Origin of the sequence: Streptomyces sp. Act143, assembly GCF_003143935.1 — a bacterium.
Lineage (GTDB): Bacteria > Actinomycetota > Actinomycetes > Streptomycetales > Streptomycetaceae > Streptomyces.
The window spans coordinates 491350-516264 of record NZ_QFRX01000001.1; the positions used below are offsets into that span (position 1 = coordinate 491350).

Sequence of the window (24915 nt, forward strand, 5' to 3'; positions counted from 1 at the left end):
GGATACGGAGTCTTCACCATGGGCCGTGCCTGAGTCCCCGCACATGAACTTTTACAACGTTATACAGGCATCGTCACGAGGCTGACAAGGACGCGGGCCATCGAGCGCTCCGAGGTTCGGGCGCTACGGCTTCGATCCCGCCGGTGCGGTCAGGAACCTCTCCGGGTGTGGTCGGGGGTGACGCGCGGCGGGGCGCGGGCCACCTCTGTCCTGTTTGTGTCTGCCGGTGTCCTGCCGGGGCTGCGCCGCTCCCCGTTCTACCGCGGGGACGGGGGCAGCGTGAACCGGAAGGCGCCCTGACCGGTGCCGAGTTGGAGCCAGAGATGGGCGGGCTGGGTGACGACACGGAGGGCGAGCTGCGCGCAGCCAGGGCAGCGGCCGGTGAGGCCGGGTTCGGGGCCGTAGACATGCAGTTCGCTCATCGAGGCCGGGGCGCGGCAGGTCGGGCACGTCCAGCGGGCCGTGGTGGGGTCGAGCGCGAAGAGCTGGGAGAGCGGCCCCGCCAGGCAGTTGCCGTCGAGGTGATGCGGAGGCGGCTGGTTCATGGGGTCTCCTGCTGTCGCGGGCGGAGGAGCGGTCGCACGGGTGAGTGCGGTCAGCCGAACCGTTCGGTACGGATGGTGCGGGGCGGGTGTCCCTGGGTCTGGAGGAGGTCGGCGGCGTGCTCGACGAATCCGGTGGGTCCGCAGATGTAACAGCGGGTGTCCGGTGACGTGGGCAGCCCCTTGAGGTCGTTCGGTGCGATACGGCCGGCCGGGCGGCTCTCGCCGGGGGGTGCCCGGCGGGTGTGGAGGACGCGGATCTCCTCGGTCCCGGCCGGGTCGGCGAGTTCCTCGGCGTACCAGAGCTCGTCGGGGCCGCGCACGGAACAGAGCAGCGCGCAGGGATCACCGACCGGCCCCGCCGCACGCCGGGCGCGGACCATGGCCATCAGGGGGACGATGCCGCTGCCGCCGGCGACGAGGAGCAAAGGACCGCGGTCCTGCGGCGTCCACACGAACCAGCCGCCCAGCGGTCCCTTGACCTCGACCTCGGCACCGAGGGGAAGGACGTCGTTCAGATACGGGGAGACCTCTCCGCCGGGAGCCGTCTGGACGCCGAGTTCGACGGTGTCGCCGTCGGCGGGCGCCGCCAGGGAGTAGCTCCGGACGGCCCGGTAGCCGTCGTCGGCGGTCAGGCGCACATCGAGGTGCTGACCCGGCAGATGGCCGGACCAGCCAGGCACGTCGAAGCGGAGGGTGCGGCCGGTCGCCGTCCGGTCCTCCCGCGCGGTCAGCCGGGCCCTGCGCCAGCCGGCCCCGGGGCTCGGACCGGGTGTCGGGGCACTCATCAGTCGCTCCGGTAGCGCTGCTCGCGCCAGGGGTCGCCGTAGTCGTGGTAGCCGGCCGCCTCCCAGAAGCCCGGCTCGTTGGCGGGCGTGAACCGCAGACGCCTGACCCACTTGGCCGACTTCCAGAGGTACAGGTGCGGGACCAGAAGCCGGGCGGGGCCGCCGTGGTCGGGCGACAGCGGACAGCCGTCGAAGGAATGGACCAGCCAGGCCTTGCCTCCGGTGATGTCCGCCCGGGGCAGGTTGGTGGTGTAGCCGTCGAAGGACTCCGCGACGACGAAGCCGGCGGCTGTCTCCATGGCGTCGGTGAAGACGTCGAGGGAGACGCCCTGCCACCGGGTGTCGAACTTGGACCAGCGGGTCACGCAGTGGATGTCGACGACCGGGTGCTCCTGCGGCAGTGCCGTCATCTCGTCCCATGTCCAGCTGCGGCTCTCACCGGTGTCGCTGGTGACGGTGAAGGACCAGCGGTCCGTGGGCACGTGGGGGGTGGGACCGGCGGTCAGCACCGGGAAGGACTCCGTGGGGTACTGGCCCGGGGGCAGCCGCTCTATGAGGCTTCGGTCGCTGCGGCCGTGGAAACCGGGCGACAGACTGGCCATCGGGACTCATCCTCCCGTTCGAGGTCGGCCTCTGCCCGCTCATGGCCGAGGCCGTGTCGAGCGTGGGTGTCAAGGGCCTGGCCGCAAGGGCGCGGTTGCCGACAAGGCGTGGTGACGGTCAGCCGTCGTGCAGGGCCGTCCGCAGGGCGTCGACGGCGAGCTTGCGGGCGACGTTCGCCGCGCGGGTGTCACGGAGGCTGTCGAGGAGCAGGAAGTCGTGGACCATGCCGGCGACGCGGACGGAGGTGACGTCGACGCCGGCCTCACGCAGCTTGTTGGCGTACTTCTCGCCCTCGTCGCGCAGGACGTCGGCCTCGTCGGTGATGACCAGCGTGGTGGGCAGGCCCCGGAGTTGGTCGAGGGTCGACCGCAGGGGTGCGGCATAGTGCTGCTTCCGCTCGGCAGGGTCGTCGGTGTAGGCGTCCCAGAACCACTTCATGCCGTCGCGGGTGAGGTAGTAGCCCTCCGCGAACTGGACGTACGACGGCGTGTCGAAATCGGCGTCGGTCACCGGGTAGAGCAGGACCTGCGCCTTGAGGTCGAGGCCGTCCTCGCGCTCCTGGTTCATCAGCGCGAAGACGGTGGACATGCACCCGCCGACGGACTCACCGGTGACCGCCACCCGCGAGGTGTCCATTCCGTGGTCGGCGCCGCTCTTCCGCACCCACTGGCCCACCGCGTAGTTCTGCTCGATCTGCGTCGGGTACTTCGCCTCCGGCGCGCGGTCGTACACCGGGAACACCCCCACGGCGCCGGCCCCGACGACGAGTTCGCGGAAGAGACGGTCGTGGGTCTTGTCGTCGCCGAAGACCCACCCCGCGCCGTGGATGTAGAAGACCACCGGCAGCGGGCCGGCGGCGCCCTTCGGGCGGATGACGCGGGTGCGGACCGTGCCCCACTCACCGGCGTCGACGTCCACCCACTCCTCGTCGACCTCCGGCCGGGGCACACCCTCACCGCTCTGCAGACCGGCGAGGATCTCACGGCCCTGCTCCGGCGGAACCTCGTAGATCCGGGGGTGCGGGTCGGTGGCCTCGGCCAGTTCCTTCGCGGCGGGCTCGAGGTACGGCGTGACGGGCGGGGGCAGCTGGGTCATGTGCACTCCGGTGTGTGGGCGCCTCAGGACGAGGCACGATCCCCCCTGGAAACATCCCCGGACTCCATGTTCCCTGCTGCGCACGACGGCGCAAACGGGAGGCCCGGGACGCCGGGCCGGCGCATCGCATGCTGCGGACGGGCTCTCAGCGAGCGGAGGGAGCCTGACCAGCCCGCACAGCCTGCGCGCGACGCGCGCTCGGTGGAGGTCAGCGGGCGATGGACACCGCGAACGGTGTGAATCCGGCGGCGCGGATGACGTGCGGCACGAACAGGACCGCCGCCTCGGTGGCCCGCGCCGTTTCGATTCCGCCGAGGTCGGTGATCCACTCCGGCTGCCAGCCGAGGTCCGCGAGCAGCCCGCGCACGACCTGCTTGGCCTCCGCGTCGTCACCCGAGAGGAAAGCGGTCGGCGGGTGCGTGAGCGCCCCGGGGCCGGTCATCACGGTGTGCAGCATCGTGTTGAGGGTCTTCACCACGGCCGTGCCGGGCAGCGCTCGTTGCAGCAACTCCCCGAGGCTCGAACCGGGGTGGAGCAGTGCGGCGGGCAGGCCGTCCGGGCCCTGGACGGTGGCGTTGGAGACATCCAGGAGGATCTTGCCGTGCAGCGCCTCGCGCAGCGCGGAGAGCCGCTCCAACGAGCTGTCGCCCGGAGTGGCGTTGATGACGACGCGGGCGGTGCGGACGGCGTCGGCGGCAGCGTCCGGCGAGCGGTCCGCCACGCGCACGGCATGGCCGGCCCGGGTGAGGGCGGTGGCCAGTGTGCCGCCGACGCGGCCGTTGCCGAGAACGGTGATCCCGGTCATGAGGACTCCTGAAGGGTTGCGGGGTGTCGGGAGGTTGGAGGGCTGGAGGGGGTGCGGGCGCGGGTCAGCGGGAGAGGGCGGTGACGGCTTCGGCGTGCACCCCGGGTGCGGCGGCCAGGAAGCTGTCGTTGTCCGGGGTCCAGGGACGCCCTTCGGCATCCGAGAGGCGTCCTCCGGCCTCGGTGACGAGCAGCGCCCCGGGCAGCAGGTCGGCGCGTGCTCCGGCGTACTGCCAGAAGGCGTCGATCCGGCCGGCGGCCAGGTTCAGCAGGTGCAGGGTGGCCGGCACCGAGGTGCGCACGACGAGTGCGGCGCGCAGCATCTCGGTGATCGCGGAGCCGCTGCGTCGAACGACCTCGTCGTCCTCGTCCGGCCTGGCCTGGCTGGTGGCCACGATGCCGAGACCGAGGTCGGTCGTCCTGGACACGCTCAGGGAGCGCCCGTCGAGCCAGGCCCCGGCGCCGGCGCGCGCGGTGTAGGTCTCCCCGGTGAGCGGCACGTGGACCGCGGTGAGGACGGGCCGGTTGTCCCGCACCAGGGTGGCGGTCACCGCCCAGTCGGCCAGGGCATGGAGGTGGTTGACGTTGCCCTCTGCCGGGTCCACGACCCACCACTCGCCGGGCGGCAGCGCGCCTCCCGCGAGTTCCTCCGCCACCCAGCGCGCCTCGGGCCGCAGGTCGGTGAGGCGGGGGCGCAGGATGTCGAGGGCCGTCGCGTCGTTGGCGGCGAGCGCCCGCATCAGCTCGTCGCGGCTGCCGTAGGCCACGACCTCACCGAATCGCTCCAGCAGCGCGGCGCCGGCCGCGCGAACGGCGAGCGCGGTGCCGGTCAGCAGGTCGGCGTCGGAGGCGCTGTCGACGGTGAGGCCGAGGGACTTGGAGGCGCTGTCGACGGCGGGGCCGAGGGTCTCGGAGGCGATGCGGAAGGTGCTCCGGCTGGTTTTGGACATGGCTGTGCTCCTGTCTGTGCAGGGGTGGAGGTGGATCGGGCCGCCACCGTGACCGGGGCCGACCCGCATCTCGACCGTAGGGGGCCCGACACCTGACCTCAAGTGCATGTAAAGCACGCCTAGGATGACTGGCATGCAACTGGACCTGAACCTCCTCGCGGCCCTCGACGCCCTGCTGGAGGAAGGCAGCGTCGCCGGAGCCGCCGCGCGCCTGCACGTGACCGCACCCGCGATGAGCCGCAGTCTGGGCCGTCTCCGGCGCACGACCGGAGACGAGATCCTGGTCCGCACCGGACGCACCATGACTCCCACGCCCTACGCCCTCGCGGTCCGGGGACAGGTGCACGAACTGCTCCAGCAGGTACAGGGCGTGCTGGCTCCCAGCCGCGCACTCGACCTCGCGACCCTGGACCGCACCTTCACGCTGCGCTGGCACGACGCCCTGGTCGCTCGCAGCGGCCCGGCGCTCCTGGCGGCTGTGCGCGGGCAGGCGCCGGGCGTGCGGTTGCGTTTCCTCGCCGAATCCCATGTGGACACACCGGAGTTGAGGCGGGGCGAGGTCGACCTGGCCGCCAACGCCGAGCGGCCGACCGCATCCGAGATCCACGCCGAGCGAGTGGGCGGGTCCCGGTACGTCGTCGCGGTGCGGCGGGACCATCCGCTGACCCGCGAAGCCGCTCTCACCGCGGTCGCCTATGCCGGTGCCGCGCACCTCTCCGTCTCGCGGCGCGGGAATCTCGCCAACGCCCTCGACGCGGCACTCACCCGGCTCGGCCTGGCCAGACGGGTGGTGGCGACCGTACCGACCGAGGGGGCCGCGCTGGAATTCGTACGCGAATCCGATCTCCTCGTCACCGTGCCGGAGTCCACCACGCGCCCGGTGGCGGAGCGGCTGGAGCTGGCCCTGCTCCCGCTGCCGCTCGATCTGCCGACCGCGACGGTGTACCTGTCATGGCATCAGCGCTACGACACCGACCCGGCCCACGCGTGGCTCCGCGAACTCGCCCGCGCCGCGCTGGCCGACGCGGGGAGCGAACGGGATCGCTGAAGCCCCCGTACTCGACTCCCACAGCCAGTCGGAGTGGTCGTCGACCGGTGTCGGGCGAGGCCGTCTGCCGGGACACCGCGGCTCGCGGGTCCCGGCAGACAGTCAGGGGCGCAAGGCGCCACCCGTTCCTCCGGTCACGGGAAGGAGGTCAGCTTCGACGGCACCGTGTCCGTCCCCGACGTCGGCGCGCCGGTGTTGTTGACGACGTGGGCGTACTGGCCCTTCCCGCCGAGGGAGATCACCAGGACGTCGTGCAGCTTCACCCCGGCGGTGACCGGGACCTGGAAGCCGTGTGCCTGGACGATGGTCGGATCGGCGGTGTAGTTGCAGTAGCTGCCCAGGCCCCACGCCTCGTGCTGGGTCACGGTGTCGGCGACCTTGTAGGCCGCGTAGCCGACGATGCCGTCATGGGTGATGGCGGCGGCGTTCGGGGCGTCGTAGGCCTTCTCGTTCTGGAAGAAGATCGTGCGGCCGCGTTCGCCGCTCCACAGGACGTCGTACTTGTTGAAGTGCTCGACGAACAGCCCCGTGGCCAGGACGTCGTCGCCGTTGACGCGCAGGCCGTAGTCGGCACGGTTGGTGTCCCAGCCGACGCCGGTGCCGTGGTCGGCGCGCCACAGCCAGGTGTGGTCGATGACGACGTCGTCGCTGTTGACGACGACGGAGTTGGCGGCGAGGCCGGCCCCGGCTCCGCCGATGCGGACGAACACGTCCTGCACGGTGGTCGGATTGGCCGAGTGGTCGGCGCCGGCGCCGGGCTGTCCGATCTGGAGCAGGGTGTCGGAGTTGACGGGGCCCGCGTCGATGAGGAAGCCGGCGAGGCGTACTCCGTCGACGTCGGCCACATGCATGGCGTCGATGCCGTTGTCCGGCACGAGCGTCGCCAGGCCCAGTCCGAGCACGACGGTGTCGGCGCGGGTGACGTCGATGGTCTGGTCGAGGTGGTAGATGCCGGGCGTGAACAGGAGGTTGAGCCCCTGGGACAGCGCCTGGTTGATGGTGGCGGCGGTGGCGCCGGGCTTGACGACGTAGAACTGGTCCAGTGGCAGCGAGGTACCGGCGTTCGCCGGCCAGGACACGCCGCGAGCGTTGGTGCGCTTGGCGGGCACGAACACCTTGTAGGTGCTGCCGTCGAGGTAGAGGAACGGCTTCTCGCGGGAGACGGGTGTGGTGTCGAGGGAGGTGTACGGGCCCGAGTCGAAGTTGGTCGCCGGGGCGCCCTGCACACCGGTGAAGGTCATGTTCCACACGCCGTTGGTCCAGCCGCCGACGGAGCTGTCACGGGTGTACCACTGCTGCTGGGAGTACGGCCCGACGGTACCGTCGATCCTCGAGTCGGCGATGTAGCCGCCGGAGGCCCAGCCGTAGCCGTTCGGAGCCAGGTTGAGGCCGCCCTTGACGTGGATACGGCGGAACGGCGCGGCCTGCGCGACGGCCCAGCGGTCGGTGCCGTTGGAGGGCGTGATGGCGAGGTTCTCCGCCGAACGCCAGAAGTTCTGCGTGGCATTGCCGTTGAACCAGCCGGCGTCGACGGTGATGTCCCCGTTGATCTGAGTGTCGTCGGGGTTGAGGCCGAGTCCCAAGATCGAGGTGTAGAAGCCGATCTGGGCGTTGATGCCGTTGTAGGTGCCGGGCTTGAGCAGGAACTGGTAGCGGCCGGTGCCGAACTGGCTCGACTCCTGCTGGGCGAAGACGCTGTCGAACTTCTGCTGGAGGTTGGGGGTACCGGGGTCGACGACGATGACGTTCGGGCCGAGGTCGCCGCCGCCCTGGACCGGGGGAACGCTGCCGCCGGTCGTGGTGTGGACGGCTACCTCCCACAGGGAATAGCCGTAACCCGTGGCGCGGACGGTGCCGTTGACGCGGAGGTAGCGGCCGGAGCCGGTGACGTCGTAGGAGGCGGTGCCGCCGCTCGCGCCGGTGACGCTTTTGAGGGTGCTCCAGCTCTGGCCGTCGGAGGAAGCCTGGAGCTGGAACTCCTTGGCGTAGGCGGCCTCCCAGGTCAGGTCCACCTTGCAGAGGTTCACGACCGAGCCGAGGTCGACCTGGACCCACTGCGGGTCGGCGGCCTGGCTGGACCAGCGGGTGCCGGTGTCGCCGTCGAATGCGGCGGAGGCGGGGGTACCGGCGTTCTCCGTGGAGGAGGCCGAGGCGGGCCGGCCCTTCGCGGCGTTCGCCGGGTCACACGAGGACGTGCCCGTGCCGGAGGAGCCGAAGACCTGGAACTCCCAGAGGGAGTAGCCCCATTGGGTGGCGCGGTGGATGCCGTACATCCGGATGTAGCGGCCCTGTCCGGAGACGTCGAGGGTGTCGGTGCCTCCGTCGCCGCCGGTGACGGAGGTGAGGTCGGTCCAGGTGCTGCCGTCGGTGGAGGCCTGGATCTTGTAGTCCTTGCCGTAGGCGGTCTCCCAGGTCAGGACGACTTTCGAGACCGAGGCGGTGGCGCCCAGGTCGACCTGGAGCCACTGCGTGTCGGTGGCGGCCGACGACCATCGGGTGCCGGTGTTGCCGTCGACGGCCGCGGCTGCCGGGGTGCCGGCGTTCTCGTCGGACGACGACGTCGCGGTTCTGCCTTGCGACAGCGGGAGTTCGGCCGCGCCGGCCGAGTGGGGTACGGGGAGGGCGAGCAGCGCTGCCATGGCGGCGAGCACGACGCCCATGGATCTGAGTCTCATGGAGGTCCCTGCGGGTGTGATGGGAACGGAGGACGAGGCCGCCGACGGCAAGCGGATTGACACGCCAAGGGCTGCGCCAAGGCGCTTAGTTCACGTCTTGATTTAACTGATGAGTTGCAACTCTCGGCAAGACTGCGGAAGTTGCAATCTCTCTGGATCTGCTTCGGCCGGGTCTTCTGCCTGCCGGCCGTTGCCGACGCCGTGCACCATCGACCCGCATGACGGGTCACCGTGGACGTGCCCTCCGCAAGAGGTACGGCCACCGCCCCTCTCACTTCACCCCCGACCGCACCGCCGATCACCGCTCGCAGAATCAGGACGTGATGTTCCACGCGGCGACGATCGTGGTACCGGCGGCGGCAGCCGCATACCGAGCCACTGCTCGGCGTCCCAGGCGTGGAACCGCTCCACCTCCGTGAATCCCAGCTTTGCCGCGAGGCGCATCGAACCGATGTTGGCGGTCTGGGTATGGAGGACCACCGGCTCGCCCGGCAGCATGCCGTGGAACCAGTCCAGGGCCGCCGCGCAGGCCTCGGTGGCGTACCCGCACCCCCACACTCGCGGCAGGAACATGTAGCCGAGATCGACCTTCCCCAATGCAGCCGGACGACTGTGCTCAGGTGCTCTCCTGAGCAGGATCTGACCGATCATCACCCCGTCGAGATGCACGACGAAACTTCCCGGCCACCGCTCGGGCACCTCGGGCAGCTCGCGCTCAAGTTGTGCGGGCGGGCGAGGGCCGCCCAGGTAGGTGTGCACCTCGGGCGACGCCAGCAACTCGATGAACGCCGGACGGTCCCGGGCCTCGGGCCCACGGAGCACGAGCCTCTCCGTCCTGATCGGGACAGGAGGCCAGGCGACAGGTCCAAGATCAGTCATGCCCGCCAGCCAAGCAACAGACATTGCGGCGTTCAAGGCCGGCCCAGTACCTCGCCGTGTTGCCGGGTGCCCTTCATGCGTGTGAGAGGGCGAAGGAGACGAGGAAACCGCTGACGGTCACCAGCCCGATCGCCAGGTGGGCTTCCTGGAACGCCTCCGGGATCATCGTGTCGGCGATCATGGCCAGGATCGCTCCCGCGGCCACCGCCGTCACCGCGGCGACGACAGCCGGCGAGAAGCCTCCGACGACGGTGTAGCCCAGCACCGCGGACAGGGCGCTCGCGGCGGCGATGGCGCCCCACACCCCGAAGACATAGCCCTTGCTGCGTCCGGCCTTCTTCATGCCGGCCGAGCTGGACAGTCCCTCGGGGACGTTGCTGATGAACACGGCCGCGACGGTGACCATGCTGACGGCGCCGCCGTCGAGCAGGCTGACGCCGATGACCGCGGATTCGGGAACGCCGTCGAGCAGTGCGCCCAGCGCCAGGGCCAGGCCCGAGCCGCTGTGTTCTTCCTCGGAAGGCTGCGCCTGAGCCGGGTGGTGGCCGGATCGCTTTCGATGCCGGGCGCCGCGGCGCGCCAGCCACACATTGCCGGCCGTGTACGCCAAGGCCCCGGCCAGCGTTCCCACGGCCGCCGGGGCGAGCCCGCCCTGTTCGTAGGCTTCGTCGATCAGTTCGAAGGAGACGGCCGAGAGCAGGACGCCGGCGCCGAAGGCCATGACCAGCGCGATGACTTTCTGCGGCACCCGCAGCATGTAGCCGAACACCGCTCCCAGCAGCAGGGCAGCACCGGCCAGCAGCCCCCAGCCGCCCGCTTGGATCACCTGTGGCATGCTGCCCCGTCTACCCCTCGCGAGCCGGTCCCACCCTGTCGGTGGCCGCGGGCATGCGCCTGCCGTCAACGTGACCCTCTCCGGAAGCCGCTGGCGCCGCCGAGCGGTCATGCACACGCCGTCCCTTTCCCCTCGGGCACCGCAGCCGGCTCGCCTTCGCTACAGCGTCCCCGGCAGCCAACCTGAAACGGCCGCCCCTTGCGTGCAGGGCCCGAATTCGACGCCTCATCCCACCGGTAGGGGTACTCGCGGCGCAGCACGGACCCAACAGCCAACTATTTCGGAGGTGGCGGGAATGACAGCCTCGCCCCATTCGCCGATGGAAACCCATCCCGACATCATCGACATGCACCGGCGCCATGAACTGGCCGAGCATGCGACGACCACCACGCGAGCCCAGGCCGTGGAGACCTTGGCCTTCCTCACGGGGATCTATCTTGCGGCCTCTCCGTGGATCGCGGGCTTCGACGGCCTGTCCACGCTGGCTGTCAACAACCTGATCGTCGGCATCGCCTTCGCGCTGCTCCTGAGCGGCGGCTTCGGTCGTGCCTACGAACGCACGCACAGCATGGCGTGGGCCGCCTGTGCCCTGGGCGCGTGGACGATTGTCGCCCCGTGGGCCGTGGCCGGTGACGTCAGCACCACCCGGTCGATCGTGAACAACGTCATCGTCGGCGTCCTCGCTCTGATCCTGGGCATGGCCGCCAGCGCGATGGCCAATCGCAACACACCGCACGCTGAGGAACGAGGCGTACCACCGACGACGTACGGAACCGGCCGAAGCTGACCCTTCGGCACGGGCCGCGCAACGACCCTGTTGCCCGGGCGCCGGCGGACAGAGCGTCACGCCCGGGCAGCAGGTGCCATCACCAACCGCAAGAAGATCGGTCACCCGTACCCGTTCATGGCAGCAGCCGAGTGAACCCCCTCAGACAGCGGCGAGTTCGGCGGCGCCGAAGGAGACGTCGAAGCGGTCGCACCAAATGCTGACGCTGCTGTATCCGGACAGGTCGACGTCCTCGGGAACGACGTAGTTCTGGCTGCCCTTGTTGCCCTTCAGCTTGCCGAGGCTGACGTACTTCCCGTCGTCGAAGACACGCCAGCCGGCCGTGCCCTCCTTGACCGGCGCGTCGGTCAGCCACACCCGCAGGTCCGGCCCGTTGCTGGTGTCGAGGTTCTCCAGCCGCACGACATGGGAGCCGTCGGCCAGTCGTACGAGTCTCACCGTGCCCGAGGTCGCGTGCTCATGGCTGATGAGTTCACCGCTCGCGAGCGTCTGCGGCCCGGACTGCGTGGGGGAAGACGCCCCGGAAGACGCCGCAGCCGGAGGAACGAACGTCTCCGCGGCCTCGGGCAGCGCCTCTTGCACCGTCTCGTCCTGCCACAGCTTCCACGGCTGGAACCAGTACAGCCCGAAGCCGACCGCGGCCACGGCCACCACCAGCACCCCGACGATCCAGGACCTGCCCGGCAACTTCCGCACGCGCCTCACCCCTTGAGAGTTTCCTGTCCGTCCTCATTCAAGAGCAGGGACGGCCGACACAGGCGTCCGGAGAGATGACGGAACTCTTACGTCGCGGCGGGCGGCCCCTCCACCGGCTCAAGGCGTTCTGCCGACGGCAGGGGCGAGATCGGAAGACGCGCGAGCGGGGCTTCCGGAGGGGATCACCGTGTGCCTGATCCTCCCTCGCCCTGTCCAACATTTCGATCGTCATCGAAATCATTGCCGGTCGCGCACCGGTCACGCGAGTATCTGCTGGCTATACCAAGGTGACACTTTCGGGCCGGGACGGGTGACCGACCGGGATTCGGCAGAAGGGGCCATCAGTGACGGCATTCCGGCGAACTCCCGGCGCTCACCGGCGCTTTGTCGTGGCCGGTGCCATGTGCTTGGGCCTGGCCGTGGCCGGGGGAATGCACGCGTTCACCGTTCCCCCGCCGGCTTCTTCCACTGCTGCGGCTGGAGAAGAACAGCGTGAGCTGTCGCGGCAGGAGTTGAGCCTTCTGCATGACGCCGGCCAGATTTTGCTGCGTGACTGCATGCAGCGGAAGGGCTTCGAGTACCAGCCGGTCGAAGAGAACCCGATTCCGGAGGCCCGGGAGTTTCCCTACGTGCTCAACGACGTGGCGTGGGCCCGGAAACACGGTTACGGCACAGATATCCAGCACGATCTGTCCGAGCTGAGAAAAACAGACGCCAATCAGCGGTATTTTCGCGGACTGCCGGCCAAGCAGCGGGCAGCGGCTCTGACCGCAGCCAATGGTTCTCGCCCCCTGACGGTGACGGCCAGGGCCCCCGACGGCATGCTGTACCAACGGAGCCCCGAAGGCTGCCAGTCGGAGGCCGACGCGACGCTCTACGGAAACCTGGGGAACTGGTTCCGGGCGAGCGTCACTGTCGACGCGCTCACGGAGATCCGCCGTGCAAGGGTCACCGCGGATCCGCGCTTCGCCGAGGCGGTCAAGCCCTGGGTCACGTGTATGCGGGCCGCCGGCCACCCCTCTTCGAGCCCGACCGACTCGCGCGCGGCGGCCGGCTCGCGCAGACCACCTCTTTCCAGGAACGAGGAAATCGCACTTGCCGTCACCGAGGCACGGTGCGCCCACACCTCAGGGTTGGCCGAGACCGCACGGGTCCTGGACCTGCACTACGCCCGCAGCCTTCAGCGGCAGTACCACCAGGCCGTGCGTACCTACCGGGAACTGCAACGGAACGCACTGCCCCGTGCCCGCCGTCTCACACAGACGGCCGACACCACCTCATGAACCCGGAATCCGCAACGAGAGGAAAGAACATGGGCACAGTACGGCGCGCACTGATCGGTGCGGCTCTCGCCGTTGTGACGGTGGCAGCCACACCGCTCGCCGCGCAGGCATCGGACCCCGCTCCCCTGTCCCCGGGGAACTCGCTCGCCGATGGCTTTCTCCACGTCTACTACAACACCGGCTACTCGGGTTGGTGCGACTCCTGGACCGGAGAAGCCCCGGACTGGGGCAGCTGCCGCAACCAGGCGAGCTCGCTCTGGAACAACGGCTACCCCGGCAACCTGGACGACGTCTGGGTGTACTGGGGCCTGAACTACACAGGCGCCCGTCGCGGCGTCCACAACGGGGTAGGGCTCAGCGACCTACGCCAGTGGACCTTCGACGCCAACACGGGCCCCGGATCAGGAGAGTGGCTCAACGACAACATCTCCTCGCATCGGTGGACGAACCTGCCCTGAGTCGAGGCCCCCGAGTTCGAGGAGCTCGTCGCGTGAGAGGAGTGAGCGCTGCCGCGTCAGGAAACCGGCCATTCTCCAGCCGGTATCGGCCACTCACACAACTCTCGTCCCACCATGGCGCTCCTACCTCTTGCGGGACCACTCACAGGCTTTTGACCGAGGCCTGCCTCGCATTTCGGGGGATCACATGTTGACGTTCCATTTCACGAACGCGGACATCGCACGCGTACGGGTGGCGAGCAGACCGGATCCGATGTGGGAGCTGCTGCTCAGTCTGCATCTGGTGCGGGGGGAAGACGGCGCGGTCGTCTTCGGCCCGTGGAAGAGGCAGGTGCGGTCGCGGCTCTCCGCCGCCGTCCATATGCTCTTCGACCTCGCCCCGCCCCGGGGCTACTCCGCCGATTTCCTCACCCCGGCCCACGGCCGGGACGGCCTGGAGGCGGGGCTTGAGGGCCTGCTGTCCACCCCGCGCCGCGTGCTGCGCCGGGACATCAGGCGGCTGGCCGCCGCCCAGCGGCCCGGCACCTGGCTCCGGTCCCTGGCCGAGGGGGACCTGCACACCCTGCGCCGCCTCGACCGGACCCTGCGCGGGTACTTCGCCATCGCCCTGCGACCGCACTGGAGCCGGGTGCGCACGGCCTTCGACCGTGACCGCGCACTGCGGATGCAGGCGGTGACGGACGGGGGCGTCGAGGGCATGCTGGCCACCCTGCACCCGGATCTGCGCTGGCGGTCCAATCTGCTGACCATGGCCAGCGCCTGCGACCGCGACATCCATCTCGACGGACGGGGGCTGCTCCTGCTGCCGTCGTTCTTCTGCTGGCGCGCTCCGATCACCCTGCGCGATCCCGGCCTGCCTCCGGTGATCGTCCACCCGATAGCGCACGACCTGGGCTGGGCGCAGCCGGACACCGGGCTGCTCCGCGACCCGCGGGAGGCCCTGCGTACCCTCCTCGGCCGGACCCGCGCCGATCTGCTCGCCGCCCTCACCACGGGCGGCGCGTCGACCGGGGAGCTCGCCCGGCGGCTCGTCGTCTCCCCCGCCTCGGTGTCGCATCACACCGCCGCTCTGCGTGAATCCGGGCTGATCGTCACCCGGCGCCGCGGGCCGGCCGTCCACCACAGCGCGACCCCGCTGGGGGAGGCGCTGGTGGACGGCCGCCGCGGCATTCCGCCGGTCATGTCCGGGTGACGCGGCCCTGATCAGGCGCCCAGGGTGAGCACTCCCGCGCCCTGCCCCGGAGCCTGGGTCCAGGAAGCGGCGCGTGCCGTCGTTGAAGACGTGGACGTCCCACTGCTGGCAGCGGCCGCTGTTGCAGGGGAACGAGCGGGGTCGTCGCGGCCGTCTTGAGCGGCTTCATGTCATCCCCCGGGTGTGCGAGTGGTCGGGCTCGCTCGCCAGGACTGGAACCGGGGCCCCACAGCCACCAGACGCTTCAGCTGTCCCGGAAGAGTCGGCGGACCGGCGGAGACAGACTTCAGGACGGGGACCGGGCGGGCGTCGTCCAGCACACCGCGCGAGGGGCCGGAGGCTCACCTGGAGGGTGCCTCGGCGAGCGAGAGTCTGTTCCCGTCGGGGTCCAGCACGACGACATGGCGTACGCCGTTGCTGTAGGTCTCGACCGGTTCGTGGCTGATCCCGTGTGCGGCGAGCCGGGCCAGGATGGCGTCGAGGTCGTGCACGCCGAGCGTGATCATGGCCCCGCCCACCCGCTCCGCGCGCGCGTCGCGATCGTCGACGACGACCCACGCGTTCTCGCCGACCCGCCACAGGCGCTCCGCGCCGATGATCTCGTCCGCAGGTCGCCCGAAGAACACCTCGAACCACCGCAGCGCCTTGGTCCGGTCACTCACGCACATGACGCTGTACAGGTCCACCGGGATCACCCCTCGTAGTCGTGTCGGAAGCCGGACCGCTGACGCGACCAGAACTCGTCGGAAGCGGCGGCCGCAGGGCGAGGTCGGCGTGAGACCCGGTCGAGCGGTCGCCCGCGGTGCGGCGCCACCTCGGCGGCGGGCCGGTGCCGCAGTACGCCGTCGGCATCGCAGGGCACGGCAGCGTACGGCGAACGGTTCCGGCTCCCGCGCCCGCCGCGGGGTGCGGCGGGCGCGGGAGCCGGTGCGGTCGGGTGGTTCTTCTCAGCAGGGGTTGACGGTCAGTTTGAACGTGGACGTCGTGTTGCGGATGTCCTGGGCGTTGTTGCCGGTGCGCAGGCAGTTGATCGTGGCCTCACCCACGGCCGGGCCCTGGCCGGGTTCGGGCATCTCGTTGGCCCAGATGCCGAAGCCGGACTTGGCGTCCCAGGCGTCACCGCTCTTGCGGGCGCCGGTGATGGAGATGTCGGTGAGGACGGTGTCCTTCACCGGGTTCTCGGGCTGGGTGCCGTTGTACTTGGTCTGGAACATGATGCCGCTGTAGGTGGGATCGACGATGTCGACGTGGTTGACGCGGATGCCCTGGAAGACCTTCGAGGCGGAGAAGAGCCAGATGCCGGGGAAGGTCTGATCGCCCCAGAAGTGGCCGCCGGCGCGGACGATCGAGATGTTCTCGAACGTCGTCGGATCGGTGCCGAAGCCGTTCATCGGGTAGCCGAAGTCCAGCGAGGAGATGGTGATGCCGGAGTAGACGAGGGTGTCGGCGATGTGGATGTTGCGGAAGGTGTTGTTGTAGCCGCCGTACACGGCGACACCCGCGGCACGCCAGGTCAGGGTGGTGGTGAGGTTCTCGTAGACGTTGTTCTTCATGTCGGCGCCGCCCGCGTCGATGGCGGAGAACAGGGCGAAGCTGTCGTCGCCGGTGGCGCGGGCGTCGTTGTTGGTGACGAGGTTGTCGGTGGAGCCGTTCGTCATGTTGATGCCGTCGGCGAACAGGTTGCGGATCCGGGAGTTCTTGATGGTCATGCGGTCGGTGTTGGCGCCCCAGTAGAGGCACACCATGTGCTCGTTCCAGATGTCGTCGATGGTGATGTCGGAGACGTTGCCGAAGTCGAAGACCTTGCCGGGGCCGTCGATGCGCGACGTGTAGTTGCCGAAGTAGGCGAAGCCCTTGAAGAGCGAGCCCTTGGCGGTGGCGTCGGCACGGAAGCCGATGTCGGTGTTGTCCTGCGTGGTGGGGGCGTGGAACTGGGTGTACCAGGGGCCGGCTCCGACCACCTTGACCGGCTTGCCGTAGACCTGGAACTTGCTCCCGGTCTCGTAGTCGCCGGGCGGGAGGTAGACGCCGACGAGGGTGTTGGTGGTGTCCATGCGCACCTTGTCCAGGGCGTTCTGCACATCCTGGTGCGTGAAGCCGGCGGGCACGGCGTACGTCGCTGGGTCGGGGTTGGCCGCCGGGGCGACCTGTTCGAGGTTGATGAAGTCGATGGTGTAGGTGGAGGTGTTGGCGGAGCCCTTCTGGAGGCGGATCTTGCTGCCGGCGGGCACGGTCTCGCCGAGCATGAGGTGTGCCTCGTCGTAGATGTGCCGTGGGGCGCCCGCGCCGGGCGAGTTGCCGGGTGAGGCTTCGGCGCCGTAGAGCCAGGCGTACTTGGAGGTGAGCGGGATGGCCTTCTTGAAGGTGCCGTCGACGTAGAGGTCGAGGGTGGCGTCGGTGCCGCCGCCGCCCGCCGCGTCGGGGATGGAGAAGCGGGTCACCAGGGTGTTGGTGGCGGCGCGGGTGGTGAACTCGACGTACTCGCCGGTGGCGTCGAGGCGGACGGCCTTGCGGCCGGAGGCCTCACCGGCGGGGTCGCCGACGGTGCGGTTGGGGCCGAGGACACTGGCGCCGCCGCCGGTGGTGCCGTCCTCCGCCTCGTACATGTCGTAGGGCATGTTGGCGCCGCGGCCGACGAACAGGGACTGGGTGGCGGTGTTGTTCTCGCGCTTGACGGGGAGTTCGTTGGTGTCGGCGGCGAGGACGGTCTTGATCGTGTAGGTGCCGTTGGCGGCCGTCCAGGGGCCGAGGGTGACGACCGTGGAGTCGCCGGGGGCGAGGGCACCGTCGTAGGAGCCGGTCAGGGTCTTGACCGTGGCGCCCTGCTTGTCGAGGAGGGTCAGGGTGACGCCGTGGCTGCCCGCGGCGGTGGGCTCGGTGCCCTGGTTCTTCACGGTCGCCTTGAAGTTGACGGTGTCCCCGGCCGACGGGCTGGAGGGGGTGGTGGTGACCGAGGTGGTGACCACGTCGGAGCTGGCGACCGGCTTGACCACCAGGGCCGTGGGGCGGGTGTAGGTGTTGTTGGACTCGTTCTGCTCGATGACCGTGCCCGCGTCGTCGGCGACGGCGCTGAGCTCGTAGGAACCGGCCTCGCGCTGACCGATGGAGGCGGTGACGGTGGTCTGGGCGCCGGCCGCGAGGGCGCCCACGTCGGCGGTGGCGACCTTGGTACCGCCCAGACGCACCGCGAGCTTGCTCGCCGCCGCGGCGGCGGGGCCGTCGTTGCGGACGGTGGCGGTGACGGTGATGGCGTCCGACTCGACGGGCGCGGCGGGTGTCGTCGTCAGGTCCGTCACCTGCAGGTCGGGGTTGGGGGCGGGGACGCCGATCACCTGGAACTCGGCCAACTGACCGGCCGGAGCGCCGGAGTTGGCGGTGAAGCGGAGCCTGACGTCGGCGGTGCGGGCGGTGAGCGGGATGGTGACCGTGTTGGCGTCGGCCGGGTCGAAGGCGTAACTCTTGGCGGCGACCAGGCTGGTGAAGTCGGTGGCGTTCTGGTCCCGTCCGAGGACCTCGATGGTCTGGGTGCGGGCGGACCAGGCGCTGTCGGGGTTCAGCTTGAGGACGAGGCGTTCGAGGTCGGCGTTGGCGCCGAGCTTGACGGTGAGGGTGTTGGGGTAGCTGCCGCCGGCGCCTTCCCAGTAGGTGGTGGTGCTGTTGTCGTTGGCGTTGGCGGCCACATAGGTCTGGACGGTGGAGGAGGCGTCGATCGGCTTGCCGACGGCGAGGTTGGAGCCGGTGCCGCCGCTGCCGTTGCGGGTGACGCTGTTGCTGTTGCCCGACTGGTTGCCGGCGGCGTCCTTGGCGCGGACGTGGTAGGTGACGGTGCTGGTCGCGGGCTGGGTGTCGGTGAACGTGGTGACATTGCCGGCGACGCTGTCCCTGAGGACGTTGTTGGCGTAGATGTCGTAGCCGCTGACACCGACGTTGTCGGTGGACGCCGTCCAGGTGAGTTTGATCTGGTTGCTGCCCGGCTCGGTGTAGGCGAGGTTGGCGGGGGCGGTGGGTGCCTGGGTGTCGCCGGCGTCACCGATGCGGGTGACGGTGTTGCTGTCGGCGGACTGGTTGCCGGCGGCGTCTCGGGCCCGGACGCGGTAGGAGACGGTCTGGTTGGCCGGGCGGTTGTCGGTGAAGGTGGTGACGTCGCCCGCGACGGAGGTGAGCAGGGAGCCGTTGGCGTAGATGTCGTAGCCGGTGACGCCGGTGTTGTCGGTGGACGCCGTCCAGGTGAGTCTGATCTGGCCGGTGGCCGGCTCGGTGTACGCCAGGTCGCCCGGGGCGCTGGGGGCCTGGGTGTCGCCGCCGCTGGGGCCGTAGATCTCCAGCTCGGATATCTGGGCGGCGGGCTGCACCGTGTTGGCGGTGACCAGGACGCGCACGAAGCGGGTGGTCGTCGCGTCGAAGGAGATCGTGGCGGTGTTGTCGTTCGCCGCGTTGAAGGTGTAGCCCTGCGACGCCGACAGATCGGTGTAGGTGCTGCCGTTGGCACTGCCCTGGATCTTCAGGGTCTGGCTGCGGGACTCCCAGCCCGCGGGGAGTTTCAGGACCACGCGGTTGACGGCGAGGGAGGCGCCGAGGTCTGCCTCCAGCCACTGCGGGAGGGCGTTGTTGGTGCTCTCCCAGTAGCTCGCGCGGTTGCCGTCGTTGGCGTTGGGCGCCGCGTACACGTCGGTGTGGCTGCTGGCCTTGAGGGTCTTGCCGGAGGCGAGATCGGCGGAGGACTCGCCCGCGGCGTGGACTTCGAGTTCGGAGAGCTGGGCGGCCTGCCAGCCGGTGTTGGCGCTGATGGCGATGCGGACGTAGCGGGCCTGCGCGGCGGGGAAGCCGATGGTGACGGTGTTGGCGGCCCCGGGGCTGAAGGTGTAGGCGGCGGAGCTCTTGAGGGTGTTGAAGCTGGTGCCGTCGGCGCTGCCCTGGACGGCGAGTGTCTGGGTGCGGCTGTCCCAGCCGCTGGGCAGCTTCAGGACGACTTCGTCGATGGACCGGCTGCTGCCGAGGTCGGCCTGGACCCACTGGGGCAGGCTGCTGCCCGCGCTCTCCCAGTACGTGGCCTGGTTGCCGTCGGTGATGTTGGCGGCGGCGTACCCGCTGTTGGCGCTGCCGGCCGAAGCGGTGTCGCCGAGCGCGATGTTGGGTCCGCCGGCGGCGTGGGCGGTCATCAGGGGCCCGCCCAGGGCCAGCAGGCTCGTGACGATCACGGCGCTCAGCCACCGTGATCTCCAGGTGGGGGTTCTCATCGTTCCTCGCATTTCGGGATCGCACGTTGGGGTGCGGGTCGCGGCTCCGGAGGGGGCATCTCTTTATGACGCCCTGGAATTCAGACTTTGCGTTGAACGGTCAGAGAGTTGCAGAGGTTTGTCGCAGCGTCTACAGCTCCGACACGGTGAGTTGTCGGCCCGCCGAACGCGCCCGGCCAGCGGGCAGCCACCCCCCGCATGAGCGCGGGGCATGCCGATTCGGCGACCCGCGCACGGCGGGCCGCCGGACCGGTTGCCCCGCAGGTCAGTTGCGGTTGATCACGAACTGGGAGCCCGGCTCCACACAGACGTCGCCCTCCGCCGAGTCCGTGATGGTCACGCCGGTCAGGGTGGCACTGCCGCGGGCCCCGCCCATGGCGAGCACACCGCAGCCGTTGCGCGACTTGTCGATACGGACGTTGCTCACCTGCACGCCCGGCATCGCACCGCCGCCGGTCTTGAACTGGAGGCCGTCGTAGGTCGAGTCATGGATGTCGGTGTCGCGGATCCTCACCCCCGGAATGTCCGGGCCCTGCGCGAACAGCGTGATGGCACCGAACTCCTGGTCCTCGTTCCAGAACGCCCCGCCGGTGCGGTACAGCGCGTTGTTGGCGATGAGGGTCTGTCCTGAGAACGGGATCGGGTCGTGGTCGGTGGCCAGCATGATGCCGGGGTAGTTCATGGTGTCGGAGACGACGTTGTTCTCGATCGTGTTGCCGTAACCGCCGTACACCGCGATGCCGTTGGCGCGCCAGGGCAGTTGGACGGTGTTGTTGCGGAAGTGGTTGTCGTGGCCGACGTCCACCGAGGTGTCCTTGACGTACTTGCTGGACCAGACGGCCAGGGCGTCGTCGCCGGTGTTGCGGAAGGAGGAGTTGTACACGGTCGAGTTGCGGGTGCCGTTGGCGAAGTTGATGCCGTCGGCGTAGGTGTCGCGCACCCGCATACCGGTGAACTCCAGGCCGTCGCCCGGGTTCCAGAGCTCGGGGATGTTGGAGTAGTCGCGGCCGACCCACACACCGACGTTGGCGTGCTCGATCCACACGTTGCTGATCTTCGTGTTCTTGCCGAAGCGGCCGTTGAGCCCGACGCCGCCCTCGGCGTTGCCGTCGCCGCCCCGGATGGTGCCGGAGCCGAAGACGGCGATGTCGGAGATCTTGGTGTTGTCGTCGATGTCGAAGCCGAAGTTGCCCTCGTGCGGGTGGTTGATGCCGCCCGCGTCCTGGGGTGCGGTCAGCGTGTACAGCTGCGAGTGCCACATGCCGGCGCCGCGGATGGTCACGTCCCGGATGCCGACCTGGTTGTACTGCCCGCGGTCGAGGGGGTCGTCGGTGAGGATCTTCTGCTCCTGGCGCCACTGCCCGGCGGGTATCCAGACGCAGGCGATGTCTCCGTTCTGGTCGGCCGTGACGGCCCGCTGGAGGGCGTCGGTGTCGTCGATGCCGTCGTTGGGCACCGCGCCGTAGGCGGTGATGGAGGTGCACTCGGCGGGCTTGGTGGCGGGCGGCGCCACCTGCTCCAGGTCGATCAGGTCCAGCACGTAGTAGGCGGCGGTGTCCCCCGCGTCGCGCTGGAGGCGGAAGGTGGTGCCCGCGGGGTAGGTGGTGGTCAGCAGCGCCTGCGCCTCGTCGAACAGGCGGCGCGCGTCGCCGCCGGGACGGTTGGTCAGTCCCTCGGGTTCGTCGGTGCTGCCGTAGAGCCAGCTGTGCTTGGACGAGAGCGTCAGCTTGCGCACGAACGTGCCGTCGGCGTACAGGCTGAGCGTCGCCTCCTGGCCGCCGCCGGCCGCCGCGTCGGGGATGGAGTTGCGTACGACGAGGGAGTTGGCGGCGTTCGTGGAGGTGAACTCGACGTAGTCGCCGGTGGTGTCGAGGCGTACGGACTCGCGGCCGGAGGACTCGGTGGCGAAGTTGGTGTGGCCGAACGTCCGCTTGCTGTCGGCGGTCAGCAGCGTGCCCCGGTAGCGGTCGGTCTCCGCCTCGTACTCGGTGTACGGCACGGCCGCCCCGCGTCCGACGACGAGGGAGCGGGCGAAGACGTTGTTGTCCTCGTTGGTCTCGGTGACCGTGCCGGTGGCGTCCGCGGTGGCCGTGAGGGTCGCGCCGCCGCTGGTGGCCTTCCAGGTACCGCCGATCGCGACATCGGCCGTGGCTCCCGCGGCGATCGCCCCGGCCGTGCCCTTGAGTGTCTGCTCCCCCACGGTCAGCTGGGTGACGCTGCCCGCCGGGACGGAGGTGGTGCCCCGGTTGCGGACGGCGACGGTGAAGGAGACGTCGGTGCCGACCGCGGGCGAGGCCGGGTTGGTGGTGATGCCGGTGACCGTCAGGTCGGGGCCCGGGCTCTGGGACACGGTCAGCTTGCCGGCCGCCGTGCGGCTGTTGTTGCTGTTGTCGGACTCGGTGACGGTGTCGCTCGGGTCGACGGCGGCCGAGACGGTGTAGGAACCCATCGGACGTTTGCCGACGGGCACGTCGACCGTGGCGGACTCCCCCGCGGCCAGCCCCGCGACGGAGGCGGAACCGGCGACGGTGCCCTCGACGCTGACGTCGAGCGCGCTCGCGGGTGCGGCGGCGGTACCGGCGTTGCGGACCGTGGCCTTGACCGTCACCGCGTCCGCCTCGGACGGCGCGGCCGGGGACCAGGTCAGGTCGGTGACGACGAGGTCGGGCTGCGGGGTGGCGGTGCCGAGCACCTCGACCTCGGCCACCTGGGCGCCGGGCGCACCGGAGTTGGCGGAGAAGGCGAGCCGGACGTCGGCCACCCGGCCGGTGACCGGGATGAGGACGCTGTTGCCGCCGGAGGAGGGACTGAAGGCGTAGTCGCCGCGGGCCTTCAGCGTCGTGAAGCCGGACACGCCCGTGGCGCGGCCGAGGACTTCGAGGGACTGCGTCCGCGGCCCCCAGACCGCGTCCGGGCTCAGTTTGATGCGTACGGCCTCGACGTCCGCGTCCGCGCCGAGCTTGACGGTGAGGTTCGCCGGGAAACCGGCCGACTCCCAGTAGGTGCCGAGGTTGCCGTCGTTGGCGTTGGCGGCGACGTAGTTCTGGGTGGTGGAGGATGCCTCGACGGGCTTGCCCCGGGCGAGGTCGCCCGCTTCGACAGGCGGCTCCTCGGGTTCCTGCCCGGCGTCACCGAAGACCTCCAGCTCCGACAACTGGGCTGCGTTCCAGCCGGAGTTGGAGGTCACCTGCACCCGGACGTAGCGGGCGGTCGAGGCCGGCAGGGCGATGTTCACGGTGTTGGCGGCGGACGGGTCGAAGGCGCGGCCCTGTCCGGCGGCGAGGGTGCTGAACGAGCCGCCGTCGGTGCTGACGAGGACGGACAGCGACTGGGTGCGCGCCTCCCAGCCGGTGGGCAGCTTCAGCGCGACACGGTCCAGGGTGACCTGCGCGCCGAGGTCGACCTGAACCCACTGCGGGAACGACCCGGTGGGCCCCTCCCAGTACGTCTGCTGGCTTCCGTCGGTGACGTGGGCGGCCGGGTAGCCGCCGAGGGCGCCGCCGGCCGTGGCCGTCCGGCCCAGGGCCAGGTTGGTCTCGGCCGCGGCGTGTGCCGGGGCGGGGAGCAGTCCGGTGGCTGTCAGCCCCGCGAGCAGCAGGCCGACCCCCAGCCGTCTGCTCAGGTTGATGCGTCTCATGGTGGCCTCTCCGCAATCCGGGCACGGTGCGGCAGCCCCGCCGCCACCGCTGGGGCCGGGCCTGCGGGCGCGGGTCGCGCGGCGGGGCCGGGGGTGGGGGGTGACGAGGTCGCGCGCCGAGGACCCAGCAGGACTTCACTGAGGGATGGCGCCGTTGAGTCGATTTATTGAGTAGTTCTGTGACTCAGTTGCAACGCTGAGGTGACAGGTTTCTCCAAAATGAGGTCTGTGTCAACGCTTCCGTCAGGTTCACGACAGAGAAATGCCGGGGAAACGACAACGGCACCGGTGTCACGTCCGCCGGGAAGGCGGTGACACCGGTGCCGTGCGGCGGCGCGGGATCAGACGGTCACGCGGCGGGCGGCGGTGCGGTGGAACCGCGCACCACCAGCTCCGGCTCGAAGAGCAGCTCACCCGGGTGCGCCGCGCTCCCCTGGATCTGTGCGCACAGCAGATCCACCGCCGCGCGCCCCATGGCCTCGATGGGCTGGCGCACCGTGGTCAGCGGCGGTTCCGTGCACGTCATGAACGCCGAGTCGTCGAAACCGACGACCGAGACCTCCGCGGGCACGGCCAGCCCCCGTCGGCGCGCGGCCCGGATGGCGCCCAGGGCGAGCGGGTCACTGGCGCAGACGATGCCGGTCACCCCCGCTTCGAGCAGCCGGGACGTCGCCGCCTGGCCGCCCTCCAGGGAGAAGATCGAGCGCTGGACCAGGGCGTCGTCCCACGCCGTGCCCACCGCGTCCGCGGCCAGCCGGGCGGCCGCCAGCTTGCGGCGCGAGGGCATGTGGTCCTCGGGCCCCAGGACCAGACCGATCTTCTCGTGCCCCAGGGAGGCCAGATGCCGCCAGGCCTGCTCGACCGCGACCGCGTCGTCGCACGCCACGCACGGGAAGTCCAGGCCGTCGATGGAGGCGTTGACCAGCACCACGGGGATCTTCCGTTCCGCGAGCTGGTGGTAGTGCTCATGCGGGGCGTCGGCCTGCGCGAACAGGCCGCCCGCGAAGATGACGCCGGAGACCTGCTGCTGCAGCAGCAGCTCCACGTAGTCCGCCTCGGACACGCCGCCCCGGGTCTGCGTGCACAGCACGGGCGTCAACCCCTGCTGGGCCAGTGCGCCGCCGATGACCTCGGCGAACGCCGGGAAGATCGGGTTCTGCAGCTCGGGGAGCACCAGGCCGACGAGCCGGGCCCGCTCGCCGCGCAGCTGGGTCGGCCGCTCGTATCCCAGCACGTCCAGGGCGGTCAGGACCGACTGGCGGGTGGCCTCGGACACCCCGGGCTTTCCGTTGAGGACACGACTGACCGTCGCCTCGCTGACCCCAACCTTCTTCGCCACCTGAGCAAGTCGTCGCGTCATGAACGCAAGCCTAGCGCAAAATACGCAAGCGAATTGCGGAAGGTTC

General features: G+C 70.1%; 19 protein-coding genes. 5 read left to right on the top strand and 14 right to left on the bottom strand.

From position 1 onward, the window contains the following. Positions 1–257 precede the first annotated feature (257 nt). The 6 genes from DI272_RS02140 to DI272_RS02165 all read right to left on the bottom strand — a co-directional run bounded on the left by DI272_RS02140 (position 258) and on the right by DI272_RS02165 (position 4782). Positions 258–545 (bottom strand): DUF6510 family protein, encoded by a 288-nt coding sequence (locus DI272_RS02140; protein ID WP_109493424.1) that lies wholly within the window; start codon positions 543–545, stop codon positions 258–260. 50 nt (positions 546–595) lie between these two features. Then, entirely contained in the window at positions 596–1330 is a 735-nt protein-coding gene (locus DI272_RS02145) for an FAD-binding oxidoreductase (RefSeq protein ID WP_109493425.1), read from the bottom strand. Then, entirely contained in the window at positions 1330–1932 is a 603-nt protein-coding gene (locus DI272_RS02150; RefSeq protein WP_109493426.1) for a molybdopterin-dependent oxidoreductase, read from the bottom strand. The genes DI272_RS02145 and DI272_RS02150 overlap by 1 nt, the downstream gene beginning before the upstream one ends. Before the next feature lie 118 nt (positions 1933–2050). Continuing rightward, positions 2051–3028 carry an alpha/beta hydrolase gene (locus DI272_RS02155; RefSeq protein ID WP_109493427.1) on the bottom strand — a complete coding sequence of 326 codons (978 nt, stop codon included), beginning with the start codon at positions 3026–3028 and terminating at the stop codon, positions 2051–2053. 208 nt (positions 3029–3236) lie between these two features. Beyond that, complete coding sequence (locus DI272_RS02160; protein WP_109493428.1) at positions 3237–3833, bottom strand: NADPH-dependent F420 reductase; 597 nt, start codon at positions 3831–3833, stop codon at positions 3237–3239. A gap of 64 nt (positions 3834–3897) precedes the next feature. Further along, positions 3898–4782 (bottom strand): inositol monophosphatase family protein, encoded by an 885-nt coding sequence (locus DI272_RS02165; RefSeq protein ID WP_109493429.1) that lies wholly within the window; start codon positions 4780–4782, stop codon positions 3898–3900. A gap of 133 nt (positions 4783–4915) precedes the next feature. On the opposite strand from DI272_RS02165, the gene DI272_RS02170 reads away from it, so the two are divergent. Then, positions 4916–5830 (top strand): LysR family transcriptional regulator, encoded by a 915-nt coding sequence (locus DI272_RS02170; protein WP_109493430.1) that lies wholly within the window; start codon positions 4916–4918, stop codon positions 5828–5830. Positions 5831–5964: 134 nt separating this feature from the next. On the opposite strand, the gene DI272_RS02175 is transcribed toward DI272_RS02170, so the two are convergent. The 3 genes from DI272_RS02175 to DI272_RS02185 all read right to left on the bottom strand — a co-directional run bounded on the left by DI272_RS02175 (position 5965) and on the right by DI272_RS02185 (position 10219). Beyond that, positions 5965–8505: a discoidin domain-containing protein gene (locus DI272_RS02175; protein WP_109493431.1), complete on the bottom strand. Its 2541-nt coding sequence runs from the start codon at positions 8503–8505 to the stop codon at positions 5965–5967. A 276-nt stretch (positions 8506–8781) separates the two neighbouring features. After that, the gene (locus DI272_RS02180) at positions 8782–9384 is read right to left on the bottom strand and encodes a GNAT family N-acetyltransferase (RefSeq protein ID WP_109500637.1); all 603 of its coding nucleotides are present in this window, start codon (positions 9382–9384) and stop codon (positions 8782–8784) included. A 73-nt stretch (positions 9385–9457) separates the two neighbouring features. Beyond that, on the bottom strand, positions 9458–10219 hold the full coding sequence (locus DI272_RS02185) for a ZIP family metal transporter (RefSeq protein ID WP_109493432.1): 762 nt from the start codon (positions 10217–10219) through the stop codon (positions 9458–9460). A gap of 295 nt (positions 10220–10514) precedes the next feature. Between DI272_RS02185 and DI272_RS02190 the strand changes: the two genes are divergently transcribed. Further along, complete coding sequence (locus tag DI272_RS02190) at positions 10515–11006, top strand: SPW repeat protein (RefSeq protein WP_258314434.1); 492 nt, start codon at positions 10515–10517, stop codon at positions 11004–11006. 141 nt (positions 11007–11147) lie between these two features. Here the strand turns inward: DI272_RS02190 and DI272_RS02195 are convergent, their stop codons facing one another. Continuing rightward, positions 11148–11711, bottom strand: coding sequence for a DM13 domain-containing protein (locus DI272_RS02195; RefSeq protein ID WP_109493434.1), 564 nt, complete (start codon positions 11709–11711; stop codon positions 11148–11150). A 335-nt stretch (positions 11712–12046) separates the two neighbouring features. On the opposite strand from DI272_RS02195, the gene DI272_RS02200 reads away from it, so the two are divergent. From DI272_RS02200 to DI272_RS02210, 3 genes are all read left to right on the top strand, one after another. Then, positions 12047–12985 (top strand): hypothetical protein, encoded by a 939-nt coding sequence (locus DI272_RS02200; RefSeq protein ID WP_146238303.1) that lies wholly within the window; start codon positions 12047–12049, stop codon positions 12983–12985. Between the two features lie 29 nt (positions 12986–13014). Next, entirely contained in the window at positions 13015–13443 is a 429-nt protein-coding gene (locus DI272_RS02205) for a hypothetical protein (RefSeq protein WP_109493436.1), read from the top strand. A gap of 187 nt (positions 13444–13630) precedes the next feature. After that, the gene (locus DI272_RS02210) at positions 13631–14635 is read left to right on the top strand and encodes a helix-turn-helix transcriptional regulator (RefSeq protein WP_109493437.1); all 1005 of its coding nucleotides are present in this window, start codon (positions 13631–13633) and stop codon (positions 14633–14635) included. A 341-nt stretch (positions 14636–14976) separates the two neighbouring features. Here DI272_RS02210 and DI272_RS02215 read toward each other — a convergent pair whose 3' ends face one another. The 4 genes from DI272_RS02215 to DI272_RS02230 form a co-directional block, all read right to left on the bottom strand. After that, positions 14977–15297, bottom strand: coding sequence for a VOC family protein (locus tag DI272_RS02215; protein ID WP_219933837.1), 321 nt, complete (start codon positions 15295–15297; stop codon positions 14977–14979). A 285-nt stretch (positions 15298–15582) separates the two neighbouring features. After that, positions 15583–19872, bottom strand: a complete 4290-nt coding sequence (locus tag DI272_RS02220) for a discoidin domain-containing protein (protein ID WP_181387062.1) — start codon at positions 19870–19872, stop codon at positions 15583–15585. A gap of 265 nt (positions 19873–20137) precedes the next feature. After that, positions 20138–23509, bottom strand: a complete 3372-nt coding sequence (locus tag DI272_RS02225; protein ID WP_109493439.1) for a CARDB domain-containing protein — start codon at positions 23507–23509, stop codon at positions 20138–20140. Positions 23510–23858: 349 nt separating this feature from the next. After that, the gene (locus DI272_RS02230) at positions 23859–24869 is read right to left on the bottom strand and encodes a LacI family DNA-binding transcriptional regulator (RefSeq protein WP_109493440.1); all 1011 of its coding nucleotides are present in this window, start codon (positions 24867–24869) and stop codon (positions 23859–23861) included. Positions 24870–24915 lie beyond the last annotated feature (46 nt).